The organism is Microbacterium sp. NPDC077663, from assembly GCF_044542795.1.
GTDB lineage: Bacteria > Actinomycetota > Actinomycetes > Actinomycetales > Microbacteriaceae > Microbacterium.
In genome coordinates this window covers 571613-590771 of the sequence record NZ_JBITVE010000002.1, presented here as the reverse complement: position 1 = coordinate 590771, position 19159 = coordinate 571613, and the positions used below count along the sequence as shown (strand labels likewise).

17 protein-coding genes and 1 pseudogene are annotated in these 19159 nt (G+C 69.7%); 5 read left to right on the top strand and 13 right to left on the bottom strand.

What is annotated here, in order from left to right:
* The first annotated feature begins 1 nt into the window (after nt 1).
* From ACIGEP_RS10390 to ACIGEP_RS10370, 5 genes are all read left to right on the top strand, one after another.
* Nucleotides 2-1204 carry an allantoate amidohydrolase gene (locus tag ACIGEP_RS10390; RefSeq protein WP_396661547.1) on the top strand — a complete coding sequence of 401 codons (1203 nt, stop codon included), beginning with the start codon at nt 2-4 and terminating at the stop codon, nt 1202-1204.
* Nucleotides 1201-2520: a formimidoylglutamate deiminase gene (locus ACIGEP_RS10385; protein ID WP_396661546.1), complete on the top strand. Its 1320-nt coding sequence runs from the start codon at nt 1201-1203 to the stop codon at nt 2518-2520. Before ACIGEP_RS10390 ends, ACIGEP_RS10385 begins: the two co-directional genes overlap by 4 nt.
* A gap of 32 nt (nt 2521-2552) precedes the next feature.
* Complete coding sequence (gene hutI / locus ACIGEP_RS10380) at nt 2553-3677, top strand: imidazolonepropionase (RefSeq protein ID WP_396661979.1); 1125 nt, start codon at nt 2553-2555, stop codon at nt 3675-3677.
* Nucleotides 3678-3730: 53 nt separating this feature from the next.
* Complete coding sequence (locus tag ACIGEP_RS10375) at nt 3731-4021, top strand: hypothetical protein (protein WP_396661545.1); 291 nt, start codon at nt 3731-3733, stop codon at nt 4019-4021.
* 170 nt (nt 4022-4191) lie between these two features.
* The gene (locus ACIGEP_RS10370; RefSeq protein ID WP_396661544.1) at nt 4192-4782 is read left to right on the top strand and encodes an N-acetyltransferase; all 591 of its coding nucleotides are present in this window, start codon (nt 4192-4194) and stop codon (nt 4780-4782) included.
* Nucleotides 4783-4963: 181 nt separating this feature from the next.
* Here ACIGEP_RS10370 and ACIGEP_RS10365 read toward each other — a convergent pair whose 3' ends face one another.
* The 13 genes and pseudogenes from ACIGEP_RS10365 to ACIGEP_RS10305 all read right to left on the bottom strand — a co-directional run bounded on the left by ACIGEP_RS10365 (nt 4964) and on the right by ACIGEP_RS10305 (nt 19152).
* Nucleotides 4964-5896 carry a phosphotransferase gene (locus ACIGEP_RS10365; protein ID WP_396661543.1) on the bottom strand — a complete coding sequence of 311 codons (933 nt, stop codon included), beginning with the start codon at nt 5894-5896 and terminating at the stop codon, nt 4964-4966.
* The gene (locus ACIGEP_RS10360; RefSeq protein ID WP_396661542.1) at nt 5893-6813 is read right to left on the bottom strand and encodes a hypothetical protein; all 921 of its coding nucleotides are present in this window, start codon (nt 6811-6813) and stop codon (nt 5893-5895) included. The genes ACIGEP_RS10365 and ACIGEP_RS10360 overlap by 4 nt, the downstream gene beginning before the upstream one ends.
* Nucleotides 6810-8231 (bottom strand): amidase family protein, encoded by a 1422-nt coding sequence (locus ACIGEP_RS10355; RefSeq protein WP_396661541.1) that lies wholly within the window; start codon nt 8229-8231, stop codon nt 6810-6812. Before ACIGEP_RS10355 ends, ACIGEP_RS10360 begins: the two co-directional genes overlap by 4 nt.
* Before the next feature lie 52 nt (nt 8232-8283).
* Entirely contained in the window at nt 8284-9642 is a 1359-nt protein-coding gene (locus ACIGEP_RS10350) for an aspartate aminotransferase family protein (RefSeq protein WP_396661540.1), read from the bottom strand.
* A 44-nt stretch (nt 9643-9686) separates the two neighbouring features.
* On the bottom strand, nt 9687-10727 hold the full coding sequence (locus ACIGEP_RS10345) for an ABC transporter permease (RefSeq protein ID WP_396661539.1): 1041 nt from the start codon (nt 10725-10727) through the stop codon (nt 9687-9689).
* Nucleotides 10724-12193: an ATP-binding cassette domain-containing protein gene (locus tag ACIGEP_RS10340; protein WP_396661538.1), complete on the bottom strand. Its 1470-nt coding sequence runs from the start codon at nt 12191-12193 to the stop codon at nt 10724-10726. The genes ACIGEP_RS10345 and ACIGEP_RS10340 overlap by 4 nt, the downstream gene beginning before the upstream one ends.
* 66 nt (nt 12194-12259) lie before the next feature.
* Nucleotides 12260-13240: a sugar ABC transporter substrate-binding protein gene (locus ACIGEP_RS10335; RefSeq protein ID WP_396661537.1), complete on the bottom strand. Its 981-nt coding sequence runs from the start codon at nt 13238-13240 to the stop codon at nt 12260-12262.
* Between the two features lie 176 nt (nt 13241-13416).
* The gene (locus ACIGEP_RS10330; RefSeq protein WP_396661536.1) at nt 13417-14181 is read right to left on the bottom strand and encodes a GntR family transcriptional regulator; all 765 of its coding nucleotides are present in this window, start codon (nt 14179-14181) and stop codon (nt 13417-13419) included.
* Nucleotides 14182-14274: 93 nt separating this feature from the next.
* Nucleotides 14275-15792 (bottom strand): phytoene desaturase family protein, encoded by a 1518-nt coding sequence (locus tag ACIGEP_RS10325; RefSeq protein ID WP_396661534.1) that lies wholly within the window; start codon nt 15790-15792, stop codon nt 14275-14277.
* A pseudogene (locus ACIGEP_RS10320) lies at nt 15699-16547 on the bottom strand (UbiA family prenyltransferase); the annotation flags it as partial. The pseudogene ACIGEP_RS10320 and the gene ACIGEP_RS10325, both read right to left, overlap by 94 nt.
* Nucleotides 16548-16651: 104 nt before the next feature.
* On the bottom strand, nt 16652-17569 hold the full coding sequence (locus ACIGEP_RS10315) for an NmrA family NAD(P)-binding protein (protein ID WP_396661533.1): 918 nt from the start codon (nt 17567-17569) through the stop codon (nt 16652-16654).
* Between the two features lie 72 nt (nt 17570-17641).
* Entirely contained in the window at nt 17642-18133 is a 492-nt protein-coding gene (locus tag ACIGEP_RS10310; RefSeq protein ID WP_396661532.1) for a gluconokinase, read from the bottom strand.
* Nucleotides 18130-19152, bottom strand: a complete 1023-nt coding sequence (locus ACIGEP_RS10305; RefSeq protein ID WP_396661531.1) for a zinc-binding dehydrogenase — start codon at nt 19150-19152, stop codon at nt 18130-18132. The genes ACIGEP_RS10310 and ACIGEP_RS10305 overlap by 4 nt, the downstream gene beginning before the upstream one ends.
* Nucleotides 19153-19159: the final 7 nt, after the last annotated feature.

Sequence of the window (19159 nt, the reverse complement as noted above, 5' to 3'; positions counted from 1 at the left end):
GATGACCTCCGTGACCAGCCTTCTCGGCGCGATCTCCGGGATCGGCCGCGATCCCCGCAGCGGCGGGTACGCCCGCCCGGTGTTCTCGACCGCGGAGCGCGATCTGCGTGCGTGGTTCGTCGGTGAGGCCGAGGCGCGGGGGCTCGACGTCGAGGTCGACCGCAACGGCATCATCTGGGCCTGGTGGGGCACTCCGGGCCCGGGCGCCGTCGTCACGGGCAGCCACCTCGACTCGGTCCCGGGCGGCGGCGCGTTCGACGGTCCGCTGGGGATCGCGGCGGCGCTCGCCGCCGTGGACGTGTTGCGTGCGCGGGGGACGATACCCGCGAAACCCCTCGCGATCGCGGTGTTCCCCGAGGAGGAGGGCTCGCGCTTCGGCGTCGCCTGTCTGGGCTCCCGGCTGCTGAGCGGAGCGCTCTCGCCCGACGCGGCGCGCCGGCTCACCGACCGCGAGGGCGACACCCTCGCCGATGTCTTCGCGGCGAGCGGTGTCGACCCTGCCGGGATCGGCCCCGACCCCGAGACGCTCGCGCGTATCGGGGTCTTCGTCGAGCTGCACGTCGAGCAGGGTCGCGGTCTCATCGACCTCGACCGGTCGTTCGCCGTCGCCGAATCGATCCTCGGCCACGGTCGGTTCAAGGTGTCGGTGCGCGGCGAGGGCAACCACGCCGGCACCACGCTGATGGCGGACCGGCGCGACCCGGTCGTCGCCGCCGCGGCCATGGTCGGGCGGATCGCCGAGCTCGCCGGCGCCGTGGACGACGCGCGCGCCACCGTCGGCCGGTTCGAGCCTGTGCCCGGCGGCACGAACGTCATCGCGTCGTCGGTGGACTTCTGGATCGACGCCCGGCATCCCGATGACGACGTCACGCGACGCCTCATCGCCGACATCGACCTCATGTGCGGATCGGTCGCCGCTGCCCAGGGATGCGAGGCCGTGCTCGTCGAGGAGTCATGGAGCCCCACCGTCGGGTTCGACCCCGCGCTCGCCCGCCGCCTCGGCTCGGTGCTGCCGGACTCTCCGTTCTTGCGCACCGGCGCCGGTCACGACGCCGGCATCCTCGCGAGCGTCGTCCCCACCGGCATGCTGTTCGTCCGCAACCCCTCGGGCATCTCCCACTCGCCCGAGGAGCACGTGGTCGATGCCGACGCCGACGCGTCGGCCGCGGCCCTCGCCGACGTGTTGCAGGAGCTGCTGTCGTGACTACGTTCTGGGCGCCGCGCGCGTGGGTCGGCGACGGCGTGGCGACCGGCGTGCGCCTCACGGCCTCAGCCGACGGCACCCTCGCCGCGGTCGAGACCGACGCGACGCCGGATGCCGCGGACGACCGCCTCGACGGACTCGTGCTGCCCGGGACGGTCAACGCCCACTCGCACGCGTTCCACCGTCTGCTGCGCGGGCGCACCCACGCCGACGGCGGCAGCTTCTGGACCTGGCGCGAGCTGATGTACCGCGAGGCCGGACGCCTCGACCCGGACTCGTACGAGCGCGTCGCGACGGCCGTCTACGCCGAAATGGTGGCAGCCGGGTGGACATCGGTCGCCGAGTTCCACTACGTGCACCACACGCCCGACGCCCGGCCCTACGAGCCTGCACATGCGATGGAGCGCGCGCTCGCGCGCGCGGCGAGGGCCACCGGCATCCGTCTGACCCTGCTCGACACGTGCTACCTCTCGAGCGGTTTCGGCTCGCCCCTCGAACCGGCTCAGCGACGCTTCGGCGACGCGGATGCCGGGGCGTGGCTCGCGCGGCTGTCGTCGCTGCGGTCCCGGCTCGCCGACGACCACCCCGAGGTCGTCGTCGGTGCCGCGATCCACTCGGTGCGAGCTGTGCCCGTCGACGCGCTCGAGCGGATCGGCGCGGAACTCGACTCCTCGATCCCGCTGCACGTCCACCTGTCGGAGCAGCCCGCCGAGAACGCGGCGTGCCTCGCGGCGACCGGTCTGACGCCGACGGCGCTGCTCGCCCGCAGCGGCCTGCTGTCGCCGCGGCTGTCGGCCGTGCACGCGACCCATCTCACCGCCGACGACATCGGGGCGCTCGGGTCGGCCGGCGCGACGATCGTGATGTGCCCGACCACCGAGGCCGACTTGGGCGACGGGGTGGGTCCTGCTCGTCGCCTCGCCGATGCCGGTGCCCGCATCGCCCTCGGCACCGATCAGCACGCCGTCGTCGACCCGCTGCTCGAAGCCCGCGCGCTCGAGCACGGCGAGCGGCTCGCGTCGGGCGAGCGCGGGCGGTTCTCGCCTGTCGAGCTCGTCGCCGCGCTCACCCGCGGCGGTGCGGACGCGGTCGGGCGTCGGATCGGCAACCTGGAGGTCGGCCAGCCGTGCGACCTCCTCGTCGTCGACGAGGGGAGCGCACGCACCGCCGGCAGCGACCCCGGCCAGCTGGTGCTGACGGCCACTGCGCACGACGTCACCCGTGTCGTCATCGGCGGGCGCGACCGCGCGACCCGGGGCACCCACACCGACCTCGGACCGGTCGGCGATCTGCTGCGAAAGGCGGTGCTCGCGTGAGCACGACCCTGATCACCCGCATCGGCGAGTTGATGACGGTCGACGACGAACAGCGCGTCCTGCGCGATGCCGCCGTCGTCGTCGATGGCGATCGCATCGCCTGGGTCGGTTCCGCCGCAGACGCTCCCGCTGCCGACGAGCTGGTGGATGCCGACGGTCGCGCGCTCCTGCCCGGCTGGGTCGACTCGCACACCCACCTCGTCTTCGATGGTGACCGTACGGCCGAGTTCGAGGCCCGCATGGCGGGTCAGAGCTACGCCGCCGGTGGGATCGCGGTGACGCGGGATGCCACGCGCTCCGCCACCGACGAGCGGCTCGCCCAGCTGGTGGCCGCCCGGGTGCGCGAGGCGCGTGCGCAGGGGACCACCTGGATCGAGACGAAGACCGGTTACGGCCTCGACGTCTCCAGCGAGGAGCGCAGCGCGCGGATCGCCGCCACCGGTGCCGACGATGCGACGTTCCTCGGCGCCCACCTCGTGCCCGCCGGCATCGACCCCGACGATTACGTGCGACTGGTGTGCGGGCCCATGCTCGACGCGGTCCGCCCGCACGTGTCGTGGGCCGACGTGTTCTGCGAGCGGGGGGCGTTCAGCCCTGAGCAGTCCCGCGAGGTGCTCACGGCCGCCCGCGACGCTGGCCTCGGCCTGCGGGTGCACGGCAACCAGCTCGGCCACGGCGAGGGCATCCGCCTCGCGGTGGAGCTGGGGGCGGCGAGCGTCGACCACTGCAACTTCGTCTCGGACGCCGACCTCGACGCGCTCGCCGCCGGCGACACCGTCGCCACCGTGCTGCCGGCGTGCGACCTCTCGACCCGCGCGCCGCTCGCGCCGGCCCGGCGTCTGCTCGACGCCGGCGTGGAGGTCGCGATCGCCTCGAACTGCAACCCCGGCACGTCGTACACGAGCTCGATCCCGTTCTGCGTCGCCACCGCGGTGCTGCAGATGGGCCTCAGCGTGCACGAGGCCGTCCGCGCCGCGACCCGGGGCGGCGCGATCGCCCTGGGCCGCGACCGCGGCGAGGGCGCGATCGGTTCGATCGCCGTCGGCCATCGTGCCGACCTGCACCTGCTCCACGCTCCGTCCGCGACGCACATCGCCTACCGTCCCGGGATGCCGCTGACCGCCGCGGTCTGGCGGGGCGGCGCCCGCGTGGTGTGACGGGCGGCGATCGGGATGAGTCCGCTCATCCGACGCTCGGTGCGAGCCTGCCCGTGTGGACGATCCGTACCAGCCGTGTCGCACGGGCCTCCATACCCCGAAAGAGCGCGCCTCAGACCGGATGCCGCCGCAACTTCCTCAACGGAGCCGACGCGCGTCTGACGAAGCCGCTGCTGGTGTCGTTCAACCAGTCGACGGTGAGCGTGTACTGGGTGGCCATGGGTGTCGCTCTGATCGCCTTCGTGCTGACGCTGTTCTTCCGCACCCCGCCGCTGCGCCAGAAGTCGGCGCTGCAGGAGTCGGCCGACGCGGAACGCCAGCCCGAGCCGATCGCGCTCGGCTGACGGGGCGGCGCGGGTCGCCGCCGAGTGTTCCGGGGACGCGTCGCGACGCCGGAGCCGACGGATCGCGCCCCCGGAACCTGGCGATCGTCCGATTGGACCCGTCACGTACACTGCCCGGAACGCGGTCCGCTGAGCGGCATCCCATCCGACAGAGCCCGAGGAGGCAGCACATGGCGTTCCCCGCCGACATGGTCGTGTCCGCGGGACGTCACGGCGCGGACTTCCTCCTCCGGCCGATCGGCGAGGACGATGTCGAGCGTGACTTCGCTGCGGTGGTCGCGAGCCGCGTTGACCTCCGGCTGTGGGAACAGTCGGGTTGGCCATCCGATGACTTCACCGTCGACGACAATCGGGCGGACGTCGCCGGCATGATCGAGCGACACGAGGCGGGACGGGCATTCACCTACACGGTGGCGGATCCCGACGACCGAGTCTGCCTCGGGTGCGTCTACGTCTTCCCCACGGAAGCCACCTTTCTCACCCGCGCCGACGTCAGGCAGACCGGCAGCCTCGCCTGGGCCGACGTCGACGCGGTCGTCTACTTCTGGGTGCTCACCTCGTGGCGCGAACAGGGCGGTGACGTGACCGTCGTCGACGAACTGCGACGCTGGTTCCGCGAGGAGTGGCGACTGTCGGCGACGGTGTACGTCGCGCACGAGAGCTTCGTCGCGCAGATCGCGTTGCTCGAGGACGCGGGTCTGCGCCCGGCCTTCGAGATCCGCGAGCACGACAAACCAGGCGCCTTCATCGCGCACGTGTGACCGGGTTGCCTCGGCGTCGGGCCGGCGTCACTGTGACCACGGGCGGGCGTGCGGAGAGTACGGCTAACGCTCGCCCCCGCGCGTGGTGGCGGCCAGGGTCGAGCACGGCAGCCAACGTCATGGGAATCCTGAGGAGCGGAGCCTGCTGCGATCGTTCCTCGCCTCGAAACAGGTCCGACGACTACAGCGCTGCCACGGCGCGGGCGCATTCCTCGCTGCGCAGCATGGTGAGTGCACCGAGAAGCATCCCGGCGCCGTACTTCTCATAGTCGAAGTCGACGTCGCGCACGACGGAGTTGTAGAGCGCCCAGTGGCCCCATTTGACCAGCGTGCCCAGTCCTGAGAGGTAGAGCCGCGCGAGCTGGCCAGCCGAGGGCGGGGTCCCGGCGTACTGCTCGAACAGGGAACTCTTGAGGTCCCCAGGTATGCCCATGATCGTCAGATAGGCGCCGAGCTCGTAGTAGCGGTCGGTGTTCGCCGCGTAGTCGAAATCGATGAGCATCATCGGTGCACCCTGCTTCACCATGAAGTTGGGTGGGTTCGGATCGTTGTGACCGGGCACGATCTCCAGACCCGCGGCGAGATACCGATCACGGATCGGCTGCCACCGCTCCTGCACCTCCAATTGATACGGCTGGAGGGTACGGCCGACAGCGGCGATCTGCGCCTGGTGCTCGTCGATCATGTCGAACAGAGTTTTGGTGACCGACAACTGCCCGCCTGCATGTAGCTGACGGTAGAGGCGCATCACCTCCGACATGCCCTGAGGCGAGAGCAGGTCGCCGGCTGTCGATGAACGGTACCCCGTCAGGAAAGCGCTGACCTCAATGCCCGATGGAGGGTCCACATAGAGCATCTCCGGGCCGACCCCGGTGGATGCGGCGACGACGGCAGCCTCGTGCGCGACCTCGTGGTTCACGAACGCCTCGGCGCCGAGCCCCGGGACTTTGAGGAAGTAGACGCCGCCCGGCGTGATCATCCGCCAGTTGACGTTGGTCGTGCCCGACGAGATCCGCTCCATGCGCAGCTCAGTCCCGAAGGGCCAGCCGGTCAAGGTGGGCAGGGCCGACCTCAATGCAGCGGCCCCGCACTCGTGCCACGCGATCGCGTTCACTTCCAGCCCATCCCTGCCTGAGCGACGAGTGTGTCGATCTCGCCCGTGAGGACCAGGTGCTCCGCGTGCCACGTGCGGAACATCAGATAGCCCACGTATCCGACGTCGGATTCGGGTTCCATAGCGTGGGCCTGCATCGCCCGCAGGAGCACCCAGAGGTCAGCGATCACTCCCCATAGCCTGGCCCGGGCGAACGCCCCAGGGTGCGCATCACCCCACAGCACGGGAAACGCCTCCTCGGCGGGAAGCACGGTCGGCGAAAGCTCGGTGAGCAGAGCGCCGATATCCGCAAGCGGATCGGCCAGACCGGCTGTCGTGCCGCCCGTGAGGAGCACCTCGCCATCCGGGCCGAGCTGGATGTCGGAAATCTCCGACGACAGCCACGCGGGGAGTGGATCCGGACCATTCGCGACGGCCTCCCGCAGTCGCGGCAGGACGGCAGCGACTGGCGCCACGACCAGGGGGAGCGACGCGCCGGCGGCGGAGAACGCGTCCAGCATGGCCTGAGCCTCCGCGCCGAGGTCACGCGCAGGAAGCGTCGCCTCCGATTCGCGGAACACCCGACGCGCGGCGGCGACCGCGTGAACCGCCCCCGGGGTCCGCTGCAAGCGCAGGCCGGTCGCGACGCGCCACCCATCACCGAGGGCTGCTTCGACGGTCATCCCCAAGGCAATATCGTGCGCCAGGACAACAGGTCCGACACCCGCAGCCGACGCCGCCGAGCGCGCGAGTGCCGCCGCGCTCCCGACCGCGTGCGGCCGAGGGATCTTGGCGATGACACGCTCGCCGCCGTCCGTCATCGCCTGCCAGCTTTCATGGGAGGCACCCTGCCAGCTGAGCAGGCCGGACCCGATGCCCGTCGGCTTCCAATCGAGCGCGGCCCATGGGTCGGGCAGGCCGCTCAGCCGGTCGATCACGCTCCTGGCGTCTCCGGGAATGGGAACGCCGGATCGAAGCCGCGTTCGCGCTCAAGAAGTGCCAGAATGCCGAGCACGCCCGCGTCGTCGAACCGACGCCCGCCGATCTGCACGCCGATCGGCAGCCCCGACGCCGACATCGCGACCGGGACGGTGCCGGCCGGCATGCTCGTCAGGTTGTACGGCGACGTGAAGACCATGTGGTCGAGGGAGTAATCGTTGCGGACCGGGGTCACGTTCTCCGCCGGGAAGGAGACGACCGGGGTGACCGGTGAGAGGACGTAGTCGTAGGCGGTGAGGGTGCTGGAGATCTTCGCCCGTACGCCTTCGAGCCTCTTCTCGTTGGTCACGTGCTGTACCGCAGTGAGGTCGGTGCGACTCAGTAGCTGAGAAAGCAACTGGGGCGGCAGGAGCGGCCACATCTCCTCCGGCACCGCGAGCAGCTCCGGCAGCCCCCGTGTCGAAAGGACCGTCATGAAGCTCTCGCGCTCGGCGGCCGTCCAGAGCGGACCACCGATGTCGATGACCGTTGCGCCGTGGGCCGACAGGATCGCGGCCTGGGCGCGCACCGCATCGACCACCTCCTCGTCGACGCCGCCCGGAACATCCGTCTCAAGGAGGACACCGACCGTGGCACCTGCGAGGGAGGATGCCGGGAGGCCATCCATCTCGAAGGAGCCCGGCAAGCTGAGGTGATCGGTCGGATCGGGCTTGCCGACGACATGCAGGAGAGTGGCGATGTCGGCCACTGTCCGTCCCATAGGGCCCGCGCTGCCGATGAGCTTCGGCGGGTCGTACGCGATGCGACCCTGCGTGGGCTTGAGCCCGGCAAGACCGCACAAGGCGGCGGGAAGCCGAACGGAGCCGCCCATGTCAGTACCGATCGATAGGGGGCCTGCGCCGAGTGCGACGAGGGCTCCCGAGCCGCTGGAGGAGCCACCCGGATTCAGTGCCGGGTTCCAGGGGTTGCGGATGATTCCGAACTGAGAGCTCACGCCGGCGCCGATCAGCCCGAAGTCAGGCATAGAGGTCTTGGCGAAGAGGGTTGCCCCGGCCTCGCGAAGCCGTCGAACCGGTGCGCCGTCGTGCGCGGATGCCGGCGCAGTGTCGTTGAGCTTGCTGCCGTGCCAGCGAGGTAGACCCGTCATCGGGAAGCTGTCCTTGACCGACACCGGGACACCGTCGAGCTCGCTGAGGGGAGTTCCCGCGGCCCAGCGCGCGGCGCTCTCCGCCGCCACTTCGAGTGACTGCTCGATATTCATCACGGCTACCGCGTTGAGTTCCATGCCGGCAGTGGTGGCGACGTCGATCGCCGCCTGGGTCGCGTCGACGGGAGAGATGGTCCCGTTGCGGTAGCCGGCGACGAGGTCAGCGGCGGTGGCGCTGCGGAGCGCGCCAGTCGAGATGGATGCGGTCATCGTTCCTCCGGGTATGAGGTAGTAGGTATGAGATCGGTGGCCTCTGGCCAGCTCATCGAGGCGCGACCTCATCGAGGACGCCCCCGAGGGTGGCGAGCAGAAGGTCGGCTTCAGGCTCCGCGAACACCAGCGGCGGTCGGATCTTCAGCACGTTGTTCCCCGGGCCGGCAACGCTGATGAGCACATTCCGCTGACGGAGCGCGTTCACGAGCCCAAGCGCCGCAACGGAGTCGGGGGTCTTCGTCTCGGGGTCCGTCACGATGTCGACGCCGATGTACAGGCCGGAACCACGCACGTCGCCGATGAGGGGGCGCCCCACCGCGAGCGAGCGGATGCCATCACGGATGAGGGCGCCGGTGCGGTCGACCGATCGGATGAGATCCGTCGACTGGATCACGTCGAGGACGGCTTGAGCGGCGGCGATGGAGACGGAGTTGCCGCCGAAAGTGTTGAAGTAGGGCACTTCTTGGCCGAACCGCGCGAGGATGTCGGCGCTGCCGGCGAGCGCGGCCACCGGGATGCCGTTGCCCATCGGCTTGCCCATCGACACGAGGTCGGCCTCGACGCCGTGACGTTCGAAGCCCCAGAACGTCTGTCCGGTGCGAACGAAGCCGGGCTGCACTTCATCGGCAATGAAGAGCGCGCCGTACTCATGGACCACATCGATGGCGGGGGCGAGGAATCCTCGTGGGTCCGGGAAGATGCCGTCCGAAGAGAAGATCGAGTCGGCGAGCAGCGCGGCGGGGCGGATGCCGTGGTTCAGCAGGTCGTCGAACGCTTGTCGCACGCGATCGGCGAACCATGCCCCGATGTCGTCGGTCTCGACCCGGTAGGAGTCCGGGGCGGGGATGATGCGCACTGCGGCGTCATCAGGGAAGCCGCCGGAGATCGCCGGCGACATCCGGCTCAGGAGTTCGGTCGTCCCGTGGTAGGCCTCCGCGGTGACGACTATGCCCTGCCCGCCGGTCCACAGGCGAGCGATGCGGATGGCGAGATCGTTCGACTCCGACCCCGAGTTGGTGAACATGATGGACCCGATGTGGTCGGGAAGCGTTGCCAGCAACTGCTCGGAATAGGAGACGATCCCGTCCTGGAGGTACCGCGTGTGGGTGTTCAGCGTGCGCATCTGGCTGGCGACGGCATCCGCCACCGCGGGATGGGCATGACCCACGCTGGGAACGTTGTTGTAGGCGTCGAGGATGCGGGTGCCGTCAGCGTCGTAGATGTAGGCACCCGACCCGGACACAGCGTGGACGGGTTGCCGGTAGAACAGCCGGTAGCTCGGTCCGAGGCTCGCCTGCCGTCGGAGGACGAGCTGTCGGGAGGTCGGCGGAAGTCCGTCGAGGTCGGCGATGCGAAAGCTGTTGCCGTCCATGATCGAAGAGAGCGAGACGGGCGCGTCAGTGGTCATGGCGTGGGTCCTTGTGATTTGCGGGGAGTGGCGGCAGCGAGGGATCAGCTGCGGACGGGTTCGGCGGTCTCTGTGGGGGCTTCCTCTGTGAGCGTGGTTCGCTCCGCGGTTCGCTCTTTGGCCAAGCGGTTCCATGCCGACTTCAGGACGCGCTGCAGGGTCTCGTCCAGGGAGATCGCGACGACGAGGGTGAGACCGACGATCATGGTCTGAAGGAACTGGCTGACCCCGAGGATGACGAGGCCGTTTCGCAGCACACCGACGAACAGCAGTCCGGCTATGACGCCACTGATGCGGCCGGCGCCCCCGGCGACGGCGACGCCGCCGAGTAGGACCACCGTCAGCGCGCTGAACTCGAGCCCTTGCCCGGTCGTAGGGGAGCCCGCCTGCAGCTTCAGAGTCATCAGTGCGCCGGCGAACGCGGCAGCGACACCCGTCAGCACGAACAGGCGGAGTCGGACCGACCGTACATTGATCCCCATGAGAAAGGCAGCGCGCTGATTGCCGCCCGCCGCGAGCAGCTGTCGACCGAACGGACGGTGATTGAGAACCCACCACGCGGCGACGGTGACGACCAAGAGCAGGAGCATCGGCAGGGGCACGACCCCGAACAGGGCGAAGCCGGCGACGGACCGCGACTCGGTCGGAAGACCTGTGATCGTCCGACCGTTCGTGAGGAACAGGGCGAGGCCGGCCCACACGTTGAGCAGACCCAGGGTCACGACGAGCGGGTTCAGTCGCAGGTATTCGACCAGGACCCCGGTGACGATGCCCGTGACGATTCCCGCAGCGGTACCCGCGATGATGCCGAGCCAGATGCTCCCGCTCGCCGTGGCCACCAACCCGCACGCCACGGAGCCGAGACTCGCAACCGATCCGACGGAGAGGTCGATGGAGCCGCTCATGACGAGGTAGGCGAGCGGGATGGCGATGATGCCGACCTCCGCCATCGACAGCACGATCGTGATCAGGTTGCCCGGCTGGACGAACCGCGGGTTGAGCATCGTGAAGACGAGCACCAACAGGATCAGCGCGACGATTGCGCCGTTCTTGGCGAGCAGGATCTTCAGCTGTGTGATGTTCATGCGAACGCGCCCTTCGTGGGGATGAGGTCGAGGAGGGTCTGAAGGAGTGCGGAGTCGAATTCAGGCGTTCGTGGGAGCTCAGCCATGCTTCCGCCGGAGAGCACGTAGCTGCGATCGCACAGCCCGGCGATCTCATCGCTTTCGGCGCTGGCGACCAGCACGGTCGCTCCGCCGGCCGCTGCTTGTCGCACAGCGCGACGGATGTCGGCTTTCGCCCCCACGTCGACACCCTGGGTCGGCTGCGCCAGCAGCAGCACCTTGGGGGTCGCCGGGTACAGCCACGCCGCCAGCAGATGCTTCTGGCGGTTGCCACCCGAGAACGCGGCGATCGGCGAGTCGGCACCGGGACCGACGATGCCCAGCTGTTGCCGGGCATCGGCATAGCCGGCGCTGCGCGCGCGATGCGTTGGCGCAACCTTCCGACCGTTCGCGCGCCTTCCCTGCCAGGGGAGGTAGACGTTGTCGCGGGCGGAGAGGCCGGCGATGAGGCCGTCGCGGTCGCGGTCCGCCACGACGAGATGCACACCCTGACGAATCGCCTCGAGAGGCGTGCGGGCGCGGTAGTCGGAACCGTCCAGGACCGCGGTGACGCCGCCCGCCCCATGAAGGGCGTTGAGCAACTCGAACTGCTCTCCGGCCGCGACCCCGAAAAGCCCGACGACCTCGCCCGCGTGGAAGGTCATGTGGTGGGGGCTGGTGATTTCCAGAACGCGCTCACCGACCACGGCCGGGACATGGTCGGCGGTCTGGAGATCGGGGACGAGCGCGGTTGCGAGTGCGTCGGCGGTGAGCCCGGTGATGGGGTGTTCACCGGCGACCTTTCCCTCGCGGAGGATCGCAACGCGGTCGCAGACCTCGATGATGTCGGGGAGGCGGTGCGAGACGTAGATGACGGTAGTCCCTGATGCCGCGAGTCGACGGATAAGCCCGTGGAGGGCGTCTGTTTCCGCCTGGCCGAGAGCGGCCGTGGGCTCATCGAGAAGGAGCACCTTCATCGCCCCGTGGAGAAGTCCGCGGGCCAGATCGACGACCTGGCGCTGGCCGAGCTCGAGTGTCGAGACCATCGTGTCGAGTGTGAGGTCATCGCCGCCCACCTCCGCCAGTGCTGCGCGTGCCGCATCGCGGTCGGCTTTGGATCGTCCTGTGCGCCCTCGTCCGAGGTAGAGGTTGTCGAGGACGGTCAGGTTGCCCACGAGTGCCGGGGTCTGGTGGATGACGGTGATCCCGAGCTCCGCCGCCTGCCGAGGGGTGTCGGCGGTGACGTGCTCACCGTCGATCAGCATTCGACCGCCCGTGGCTCGAACGGCGCCGGTCGCGACGTTCACGAGCGTCGATTTTCCGGCGCCGTTATGTCCGAGCAGGCCGACGATTTCGCCCGGGGCAAAGGCCAGGTGGACGCTGTCGAGCGCGCGGGTGACGCCGAAATCGACGGTGACGTCGTCGAAGGCGAGGCGAGGCGTGGTCATGCGGGGCTCCTCATCTGGGAAAGGACGGGGCGGGGGCGACGTGCGACGCCGCCCCCGGGCTCGAGGTCAGCCGACGTAGTAGTCGTCCGCGTCCTCGGCAGTCACGAGGACGCCGGGCACGACGATGTCGCTGGTGTCCTTGCCCTCAGCGCCGTCGATGAGCAGCTGTGCGTTCGCCTCCGCGAGGTCCTGCGCCGGGACGACGAGCGAGGTCCGGTAGATGGATCCGTCGATCTTGATGAGGTCGAGCGTCTCGTTGGTGGCGTCTCGGCTCGCGAGGTAGAAGTCCGGGTCGTCGGGCGCGACCCCGTCCTCGATGAGAGCCTGATAGACACCGAGGATCGTGTCGTTCGACGCGCCCAGCCAGACGTGGCTCTCGGGGTCGGCGGTCATCTGCGCCTTCGTGATGTTGTACCCCTCCTCACGCGTGATCGCGGTCTGTTCGACGATCGACGCGTCGGGAAGGACCGAGGTGAACCCTTCGGCGAGTCCGTCCATCGCCTCTGCCGAGAAGTCGCTGTCGCGGCTGCCGACCAGGACGACGGTGAGATCGTCCTCCGCGCCCACACCCTTCAGCTCGGTCGCGGCGTTCGCGGCCAGCTGGTAGCCCCCGTCGTAGGAATCGACGACAGTAGTGCCCGCAGTGCCTTCCCATCCGACGAGGTAGCCGAACACCGGGATGCCGGCTGCGGCGGCCTGCTGAGTGACCGGCACCATGGCGTCCGGCGTGACGGGATAGCCCGCGATCGCCTTCACGTCGCCGCGGTTGATCCATGCCTGCCAGCTCGAGACCTGTCGGTTCACGTCCCACTGGGGGTCGTCCGTGAGGAATTCGTATCCGGCCTCCTCCACGATCGGGCGCATGATCTCGAGCTGGTCATTCCAGATCGTGATGTCCGCTCCGGCAAACCCCATCGCGACGGCGCCCTTCGATTCGGCTGCGCCGCTGCCGGTGTCGGCGTCGGCGGTGGTGCTGCAGGCGGTCAGACCCAGCGCGGCGATGACGACGCCGGCAGCCAGGATCCGCTTGGTGGCAGTGCTGTTCACACGAAACTCCTCGGGAGGGATGGGGCTGCTCGGGTATGCAGCCGGGAGTGCTCTTCGAGGTCAACATTCGACGAGGACCATTTCTGGTCCGGCGGGCGGCTGTGAACGCTGTGTTAAGGATGCGGCGGCGCGGGCGGCGACCATTGCTGGTCCGCGCGCAGCGAAGTCAGTCCTCGTCAGCCGACGACCGTTCGTACGATGAGCCGGGTGAGTTCTGGCCGGAAGAGGTCGATGGATGCCTCCACCGGGGAGCCGTCCGCGCGTCGGCTGACGCGGCGCAGTGCGAGAACGGGCGCCCACGGCTTTACATCGAGGAGGTCGGCGACCTGCCGTGACGCCTGAACGACCTCGACGTGTTCCTCGGCTGTTGTCACCGTCACGCCATAGTGCGTGGCGAGAAGGGCGTACAGTGACCCGATCGGACTGTACGTCAGCAGATCAGGGAATACGTCCGCGTCCAGAAACATCCGCTCCAACGACAGCGGCCGTCCGTCGGCGAGGCGCAGCCGGAGGAGGGATATCACCGGAGCGCCTGCGGTGAGGCCCAAGGCCCTGGCGATACCGGGGGATGCATCCTCCACCGACTCGGAGAGCACGCGCGTGCTTGCTTCGAACCCCTGCTCGGCCAGCATCTGCGGGATCCCCTTGATCGCGTTCAGGTCGCGTTCGAGCTTTCGCTCGTGCGCGTCGAACAGCGTGGACGACACGGGTGCGGACTCTGTCACCGCGGTGATGAAAGCCCCGCCACTGCGCCCTTGCGAACGAACGACTGCGCCCTCGTTCTCGAGGATCTCGAGCGCGCGCCGCACCATATTGCGCGAAACCCCAAGCTGGTCAGCCAGTTCCCGCTCGGCGGGTAGCTTCTCGAGACCCTGGGTGACGGCATTGTCTATGAGGGCCTGCAGTGCCTGGGCGGCTCGGACCAGCTCGGGAGTCTGCATCTCGTGGACTCACCCCCGGCCGGCCTCTTATCTTCTCCTCTCGAAGCTAAGCCGTCTGCGTTTCACCCGTGTTTCTCCACGCTCCGGACCCGATCAGACCGGATGTCGCCGCAACAGCTTCGCGGCGACGATCATCGCTCCGCCGAGCACAGCGGGTATCCCCCCGCCGGGGTGCACGGATGCGCCCACGCGCCAGAGCCACGGAGTGCGGGGATCGTGGTGCGCGGGCTGATGGAACGGCCCGCTCATCCACAGGGGACGCCCCGCGCCGTACAGTGCGCCGTAACGCTCGCCGAAAGTGCCGAAGTAGCGCGGGTCGAGCACGGCGGCATCCGTCATCGTGTCGGTGAGCACCTCGTCGAGGCCCATCGTCCGCGAGATCCGCTCGACCTCGCGCCGCACGAACGGATGCTCGAGGCCGTACCCCGACGCGTCGGCGGGAGCGGTGAGCAGGACGGCGAGCGTGCTGCGCCCGTTCGGGTAGATCTCGCCCGCGCGGTACAGGTTCACGAACGCCATCGTGTCGGCCGGCTCGTCGCCCGCGGCGAGGCTGCGGAACAGCGCGTCGGGCTTCGTCGGCAGGATGACGCTGTGCGCGGCGATCCGCTCGGGAAGCGGCTCCCGCAGCGCACCGTAGATCGCGACCGCCGAGCACGACAGCGCCCGCGCACGCCGTGGCCGCCGGCCGAGCAGCGCGTCGACACGGTCGGCGTCCAGCGCGCTCACGACGATGTCGGCGGCGAACGACCCGCCGGCGGTGGTCACCCGGCCGCGCTCGATGCGCATCACGGTTTCGCCGGTGCGGATGTCGACGCCTGCGGCATCCGCCATGTGCGCCAGCGCGAGCGGGATCTCGTAGACGCCGCCCCGCGGAACCCACACGCCGGATGCCGCCATGATCGCCGGCATGCTCGCGTACAGCGCGGGCGTCTGCGACGGCGCCACCCCGGCGTTGAGCGTGTGGATCGCGATGATCTCGCGCAGGCCGTCGGGCATCCACGTGAGGCTGTCGAGGTAGGCGCGTGTGCTCAGCCTCGGACCGTACACGGCGAGCAACCGGCGGAGGGCGGGCAGCGACCGCCGATCGAGCGGATCGGCGACGAGCAGCGCGGTCACGTCGTCGGCGAGCGGAGCGTGCAGGTCGCTGAAACGCTTCCATGCCGGGTACCACCGGTGTTCCGGCGGCACCGGCAGCGCGACCTCCTCGCCGTCGTAGTAGTACCGGCCGACCTCGGGCAGGCGCTCGAGGTCGAGCGCGCCCGGATCCGTGCCGAGACGCGCGCACAGCTCGTCCCACACCCCGGGAAAGGTCACGAGCGACGGCCCCGAGTCGATACGCTCGCCATCGACCTCGAGGCGTCGACTCTTGCCGCCGATCCGGTCCGCGGCTTCGAGCAGGGTCACGTCGTGCCCGGCATGGGCGAGCAGAGCGGATGCCGCCAGCCCCCCGAGCCCGGCACCGACCACCACGACGCGGCTCATCCGTACGCCTCGAAGAACATCTTGGTCAGCTGCAGACCGCTCGCCACCGATCCGGCCACGTAGGGGAACGCGATCGAGACCGGATACATCCGGCGACCGGCCGCGGGTGTCGGGCGCACCAGCAGCCACACGACGAGGACACCGGAGATCGCGAGGTTGAGGGCCGCGACCGGGATGCTGACGAACGCGAACAGCACCGTGGACGCCAGCCACCAGCATCCGCTCCACACCGCGGTCCCGCGCGGACCGAGCAGCACGGCGGTGGTCCGGATGCCGGCCTCGCGATCCTCGTCGATGTCCTGCACGGCGTCGTAGGCGTGCTTCGCGACGCTCCACACGAGCAGCCCGACGACCGCCGGCCACAGTGGGGGTGCCTCGAGGGCCACCGGCACGATCAGCAGCGGCAGGCCGTAGGCGGCGTTGCTCAGTGAGTCGAGGAACGGGCGCTGTTTGAAGCGCAGTGGCGGCGCCGAGTAGAAGACGAACACCGCGGTGTACAGGAGGATCAACCCGACCGCCGCCGGCGGATAGGCGACGAGGAACCACAGCAGGAACGGGACGTTCGTGATCGCGACGGCCCACACGATGAGTCGCACCTCGCGCGGGTCGATCCGGGCGCCCTCGATCGTTCCCTTGCGGGGGTTCAGCGCGTCGGTCTCCTGGTCGAAGATGTCGTTCACGCCGTAGATCAGCAGATTGAACGGCAGCGTGAGCCAGAGCAGCAGCGGGATCGCCGCGACATCCAGCAACTGCCCCGTGAGCCACATCCCGAGCACGCCCGTGCCGATCGTGTTGATCCAGAGCACCGGGCGTGAGATGTGGACCAGGCGGCCGAGCGTCGCCGACGCAGAGGCGAGGGATACCGGCGCGCGGTGGTCGTCGATGGCGGGTCTCCTCGGGTGGGCAACGGCGCGGACGTCCGTGTTCCGCGATTGTATGCGGCCAAACGTGAGGCGCGGGCGTCCTTGCGCTCAGCGGGGTCGGGCACTCAGGCGGGGTGAGCTCCCGGGCTCGCGAGCCAGGGCTGCAGGATGTCGCGGACGGACGTCCAGGCGTGAGGGCCGTAGCGGTCGTTGTCGACGTGGAGCAGTTGGGCCTCGCCGCTGAACATGCTCACGAAGTACTGCATGCCCTGCCATGCGGGGAACGTGTCGTCGGGATCGCGCGACAGTCGACGTCCGACCGAGGCCATGGCGGACAGCGTGCCGGTCGTGCCCGCCCACTGCAGGCGGAACCTCTCACCCGAGAGCTCGGAGGCGAGGTTCGCCACGTCTCGGGCGGTCAGGCGGTCACCGGCGACCTCGACGACGCGCGGAGCATCGGGGTCGAGGGCGACCAGCGCGACGACCCGGGCGACATCGTCCTTCGTCGTGAGGTCGAGCGTCTGGTCGGCGGAAGACCAGAAGAGGACGAGTTTCCGGTCGCGGAGGATCATCGGGGCCGCGCCGGCGAGCAGTTCGGTGAACATCCCGTTGAGAACCGAGGTCGTCCGGATCGGAGCGGCGTCGGCATCCGCCGCGAACTCCCGCCGCAACTCGAGATTGCGGTTCGTCCCCGGCGTGAGGCGACGGTAGTCGGCGGAGTAGTCCGAGGGGAGGAACCGGGGCACACCGGCAGCGACGGCAGCGGCGAGCAGCGCGCGCTGCGCATCGACGATCACCGGCCGCGTGCCGCTGATCGCAGAGACGACCACGTCGCAGCCGCTGGCGGCCCGCACGAGAGCTCGGTGATCCGAGTACTCCGCCGACACGATCTCGAGGCGCGGGTCGTCACCGAAGCGGTCGGCTGCCGCGGAGTTGCCGGGGCGGGTGAGGACGCGCAGGCGGACGTCGTGCAGGAGCAGCTCGCGAGAGATGCGCCCGCCGAGGTCACCGGTGGCGCCGGCGACAAGAACGGTGGAGGTCACGACACCATCCTGCGCCTGCACCGGCGTTCCACGGAGGGGGTTGTGTCCACCCCGACGACGCCCCCGGCCCGCTCAGGTGTCCAGCGCGATGCGCGCGCGACGCGCGACGTCGAGGATCCGACCGACGTTCTCGACGGCGACGCCCGGCTCATCCTGTTCGAGATGCTCGAGGATCGCGAGCTGCGAGGCGAGGAGCGCCGGCGGCATGAAGTGCTGGCGCGATCGCATCCGACGATCGAGCTCCTCAGACGACACCAGCAGCTCGACGAAGCGCACGTCGGGCGCGGCGGCCCGGATGCGGTCGCGATAGCGAAGCGCCAGCGCGGAGCATGCGACGACGAGGCCGGGTGCCTCGGCGAGGGTCCGTCCGACGATGTCGAGCCAGGGTGCGCGGTCGTCGTCGTCGAGGGGGTGGCCGGCCTCCATCTTCTCGACGTTCGCGGCGGGATGCAGGTCGTCGGCGTCGACGAAGTCCACGCCCAGATCGACCGCGAGGGCGGCACCGACCGCGGTCTTGCCCGACCCGCTGGGTCCCATGACGACGACGCGCGGTGTGCTGCTCACGATTCCACTCTCGCAGAACTCATCGCGACGACGACCTTGCTGCTGTCGGCGGGGCGCCGGGCCGTCTCAAACGCCTCGATCGCGTCAGCCGGAGCGAACTCCTGGGTGATGACGCACTCGATCTCGGGGCGGCGGCTCAGGACCTCGATCGCTCGGTCGATCTCGTCGAGGAATCGGAAGGCGCCGGTGAGCGTGGCCTCTTTGGAGATGAGCGGCGCGATGTTCACGCCGACCGGCTGGTTCGGCAGCATCCCGATCTGCACGACGGTGCCGCGGCGGCGGACGGTGGCGATCGCCGACGAAACGGCGGACGCGGCGCCCGAGCACTCGAGGACGACATCGTAGGCGTCGGCCGGGATCTCGTCCTCGCCCACGCGCCAGACGCCGTCGGCACCCAGCGCCCGGGCGCGCTCGAGCGGTTCGGGCAGCAGGTCGGTGATCTCGACGCTCGCAGCTCCCGCCTCCTGTGCGGCCACGACGGCGAGCAGCCCGATGGGACCGGCGCCGCAGACGAGCACGCGTGCGTCGGCGAGGGAGCCCGCCCGACCCGCGCCGTGCAGGGCGACGGCCAAGGGCTCGGCCAGGACGGCGCGCCGCACGGGCAGATCCTCGGGCAGGGTCCGGATCATGCCGGCATCCACCACCAGATACTCGCTCATCGCGCCCTGCGTGTGCGGGGTTGTCGCGGCGCTCCCGAGGTAGCTGCCGCCGAGGCGCAGATGCGGCTCGACGGGAGTGGGCCCTTCGGGCCCGAACCGCGCCGGATGGACCGTCACGGGTGTTTCCGGGGAGAGCAGGCCGGACGGGTCGAGGTCGACCCACCCCGACAGCTCGTGCCCGGGAACGAGGGGCTCGGTGACGACGAACGCGCCGTTCGCCCCCTCGCCGTAATAGTGCAGGTCGGACCCGCAGATCCCCACGTACCCGACGCGGATCCGCACCTCGCCCGCGCCGGGGATCGGCACCGGCTGCGCGGTCACAGTGAGGTCGAGCTTTCCGTTGATGACGACGGCGTCCATGTGTGTC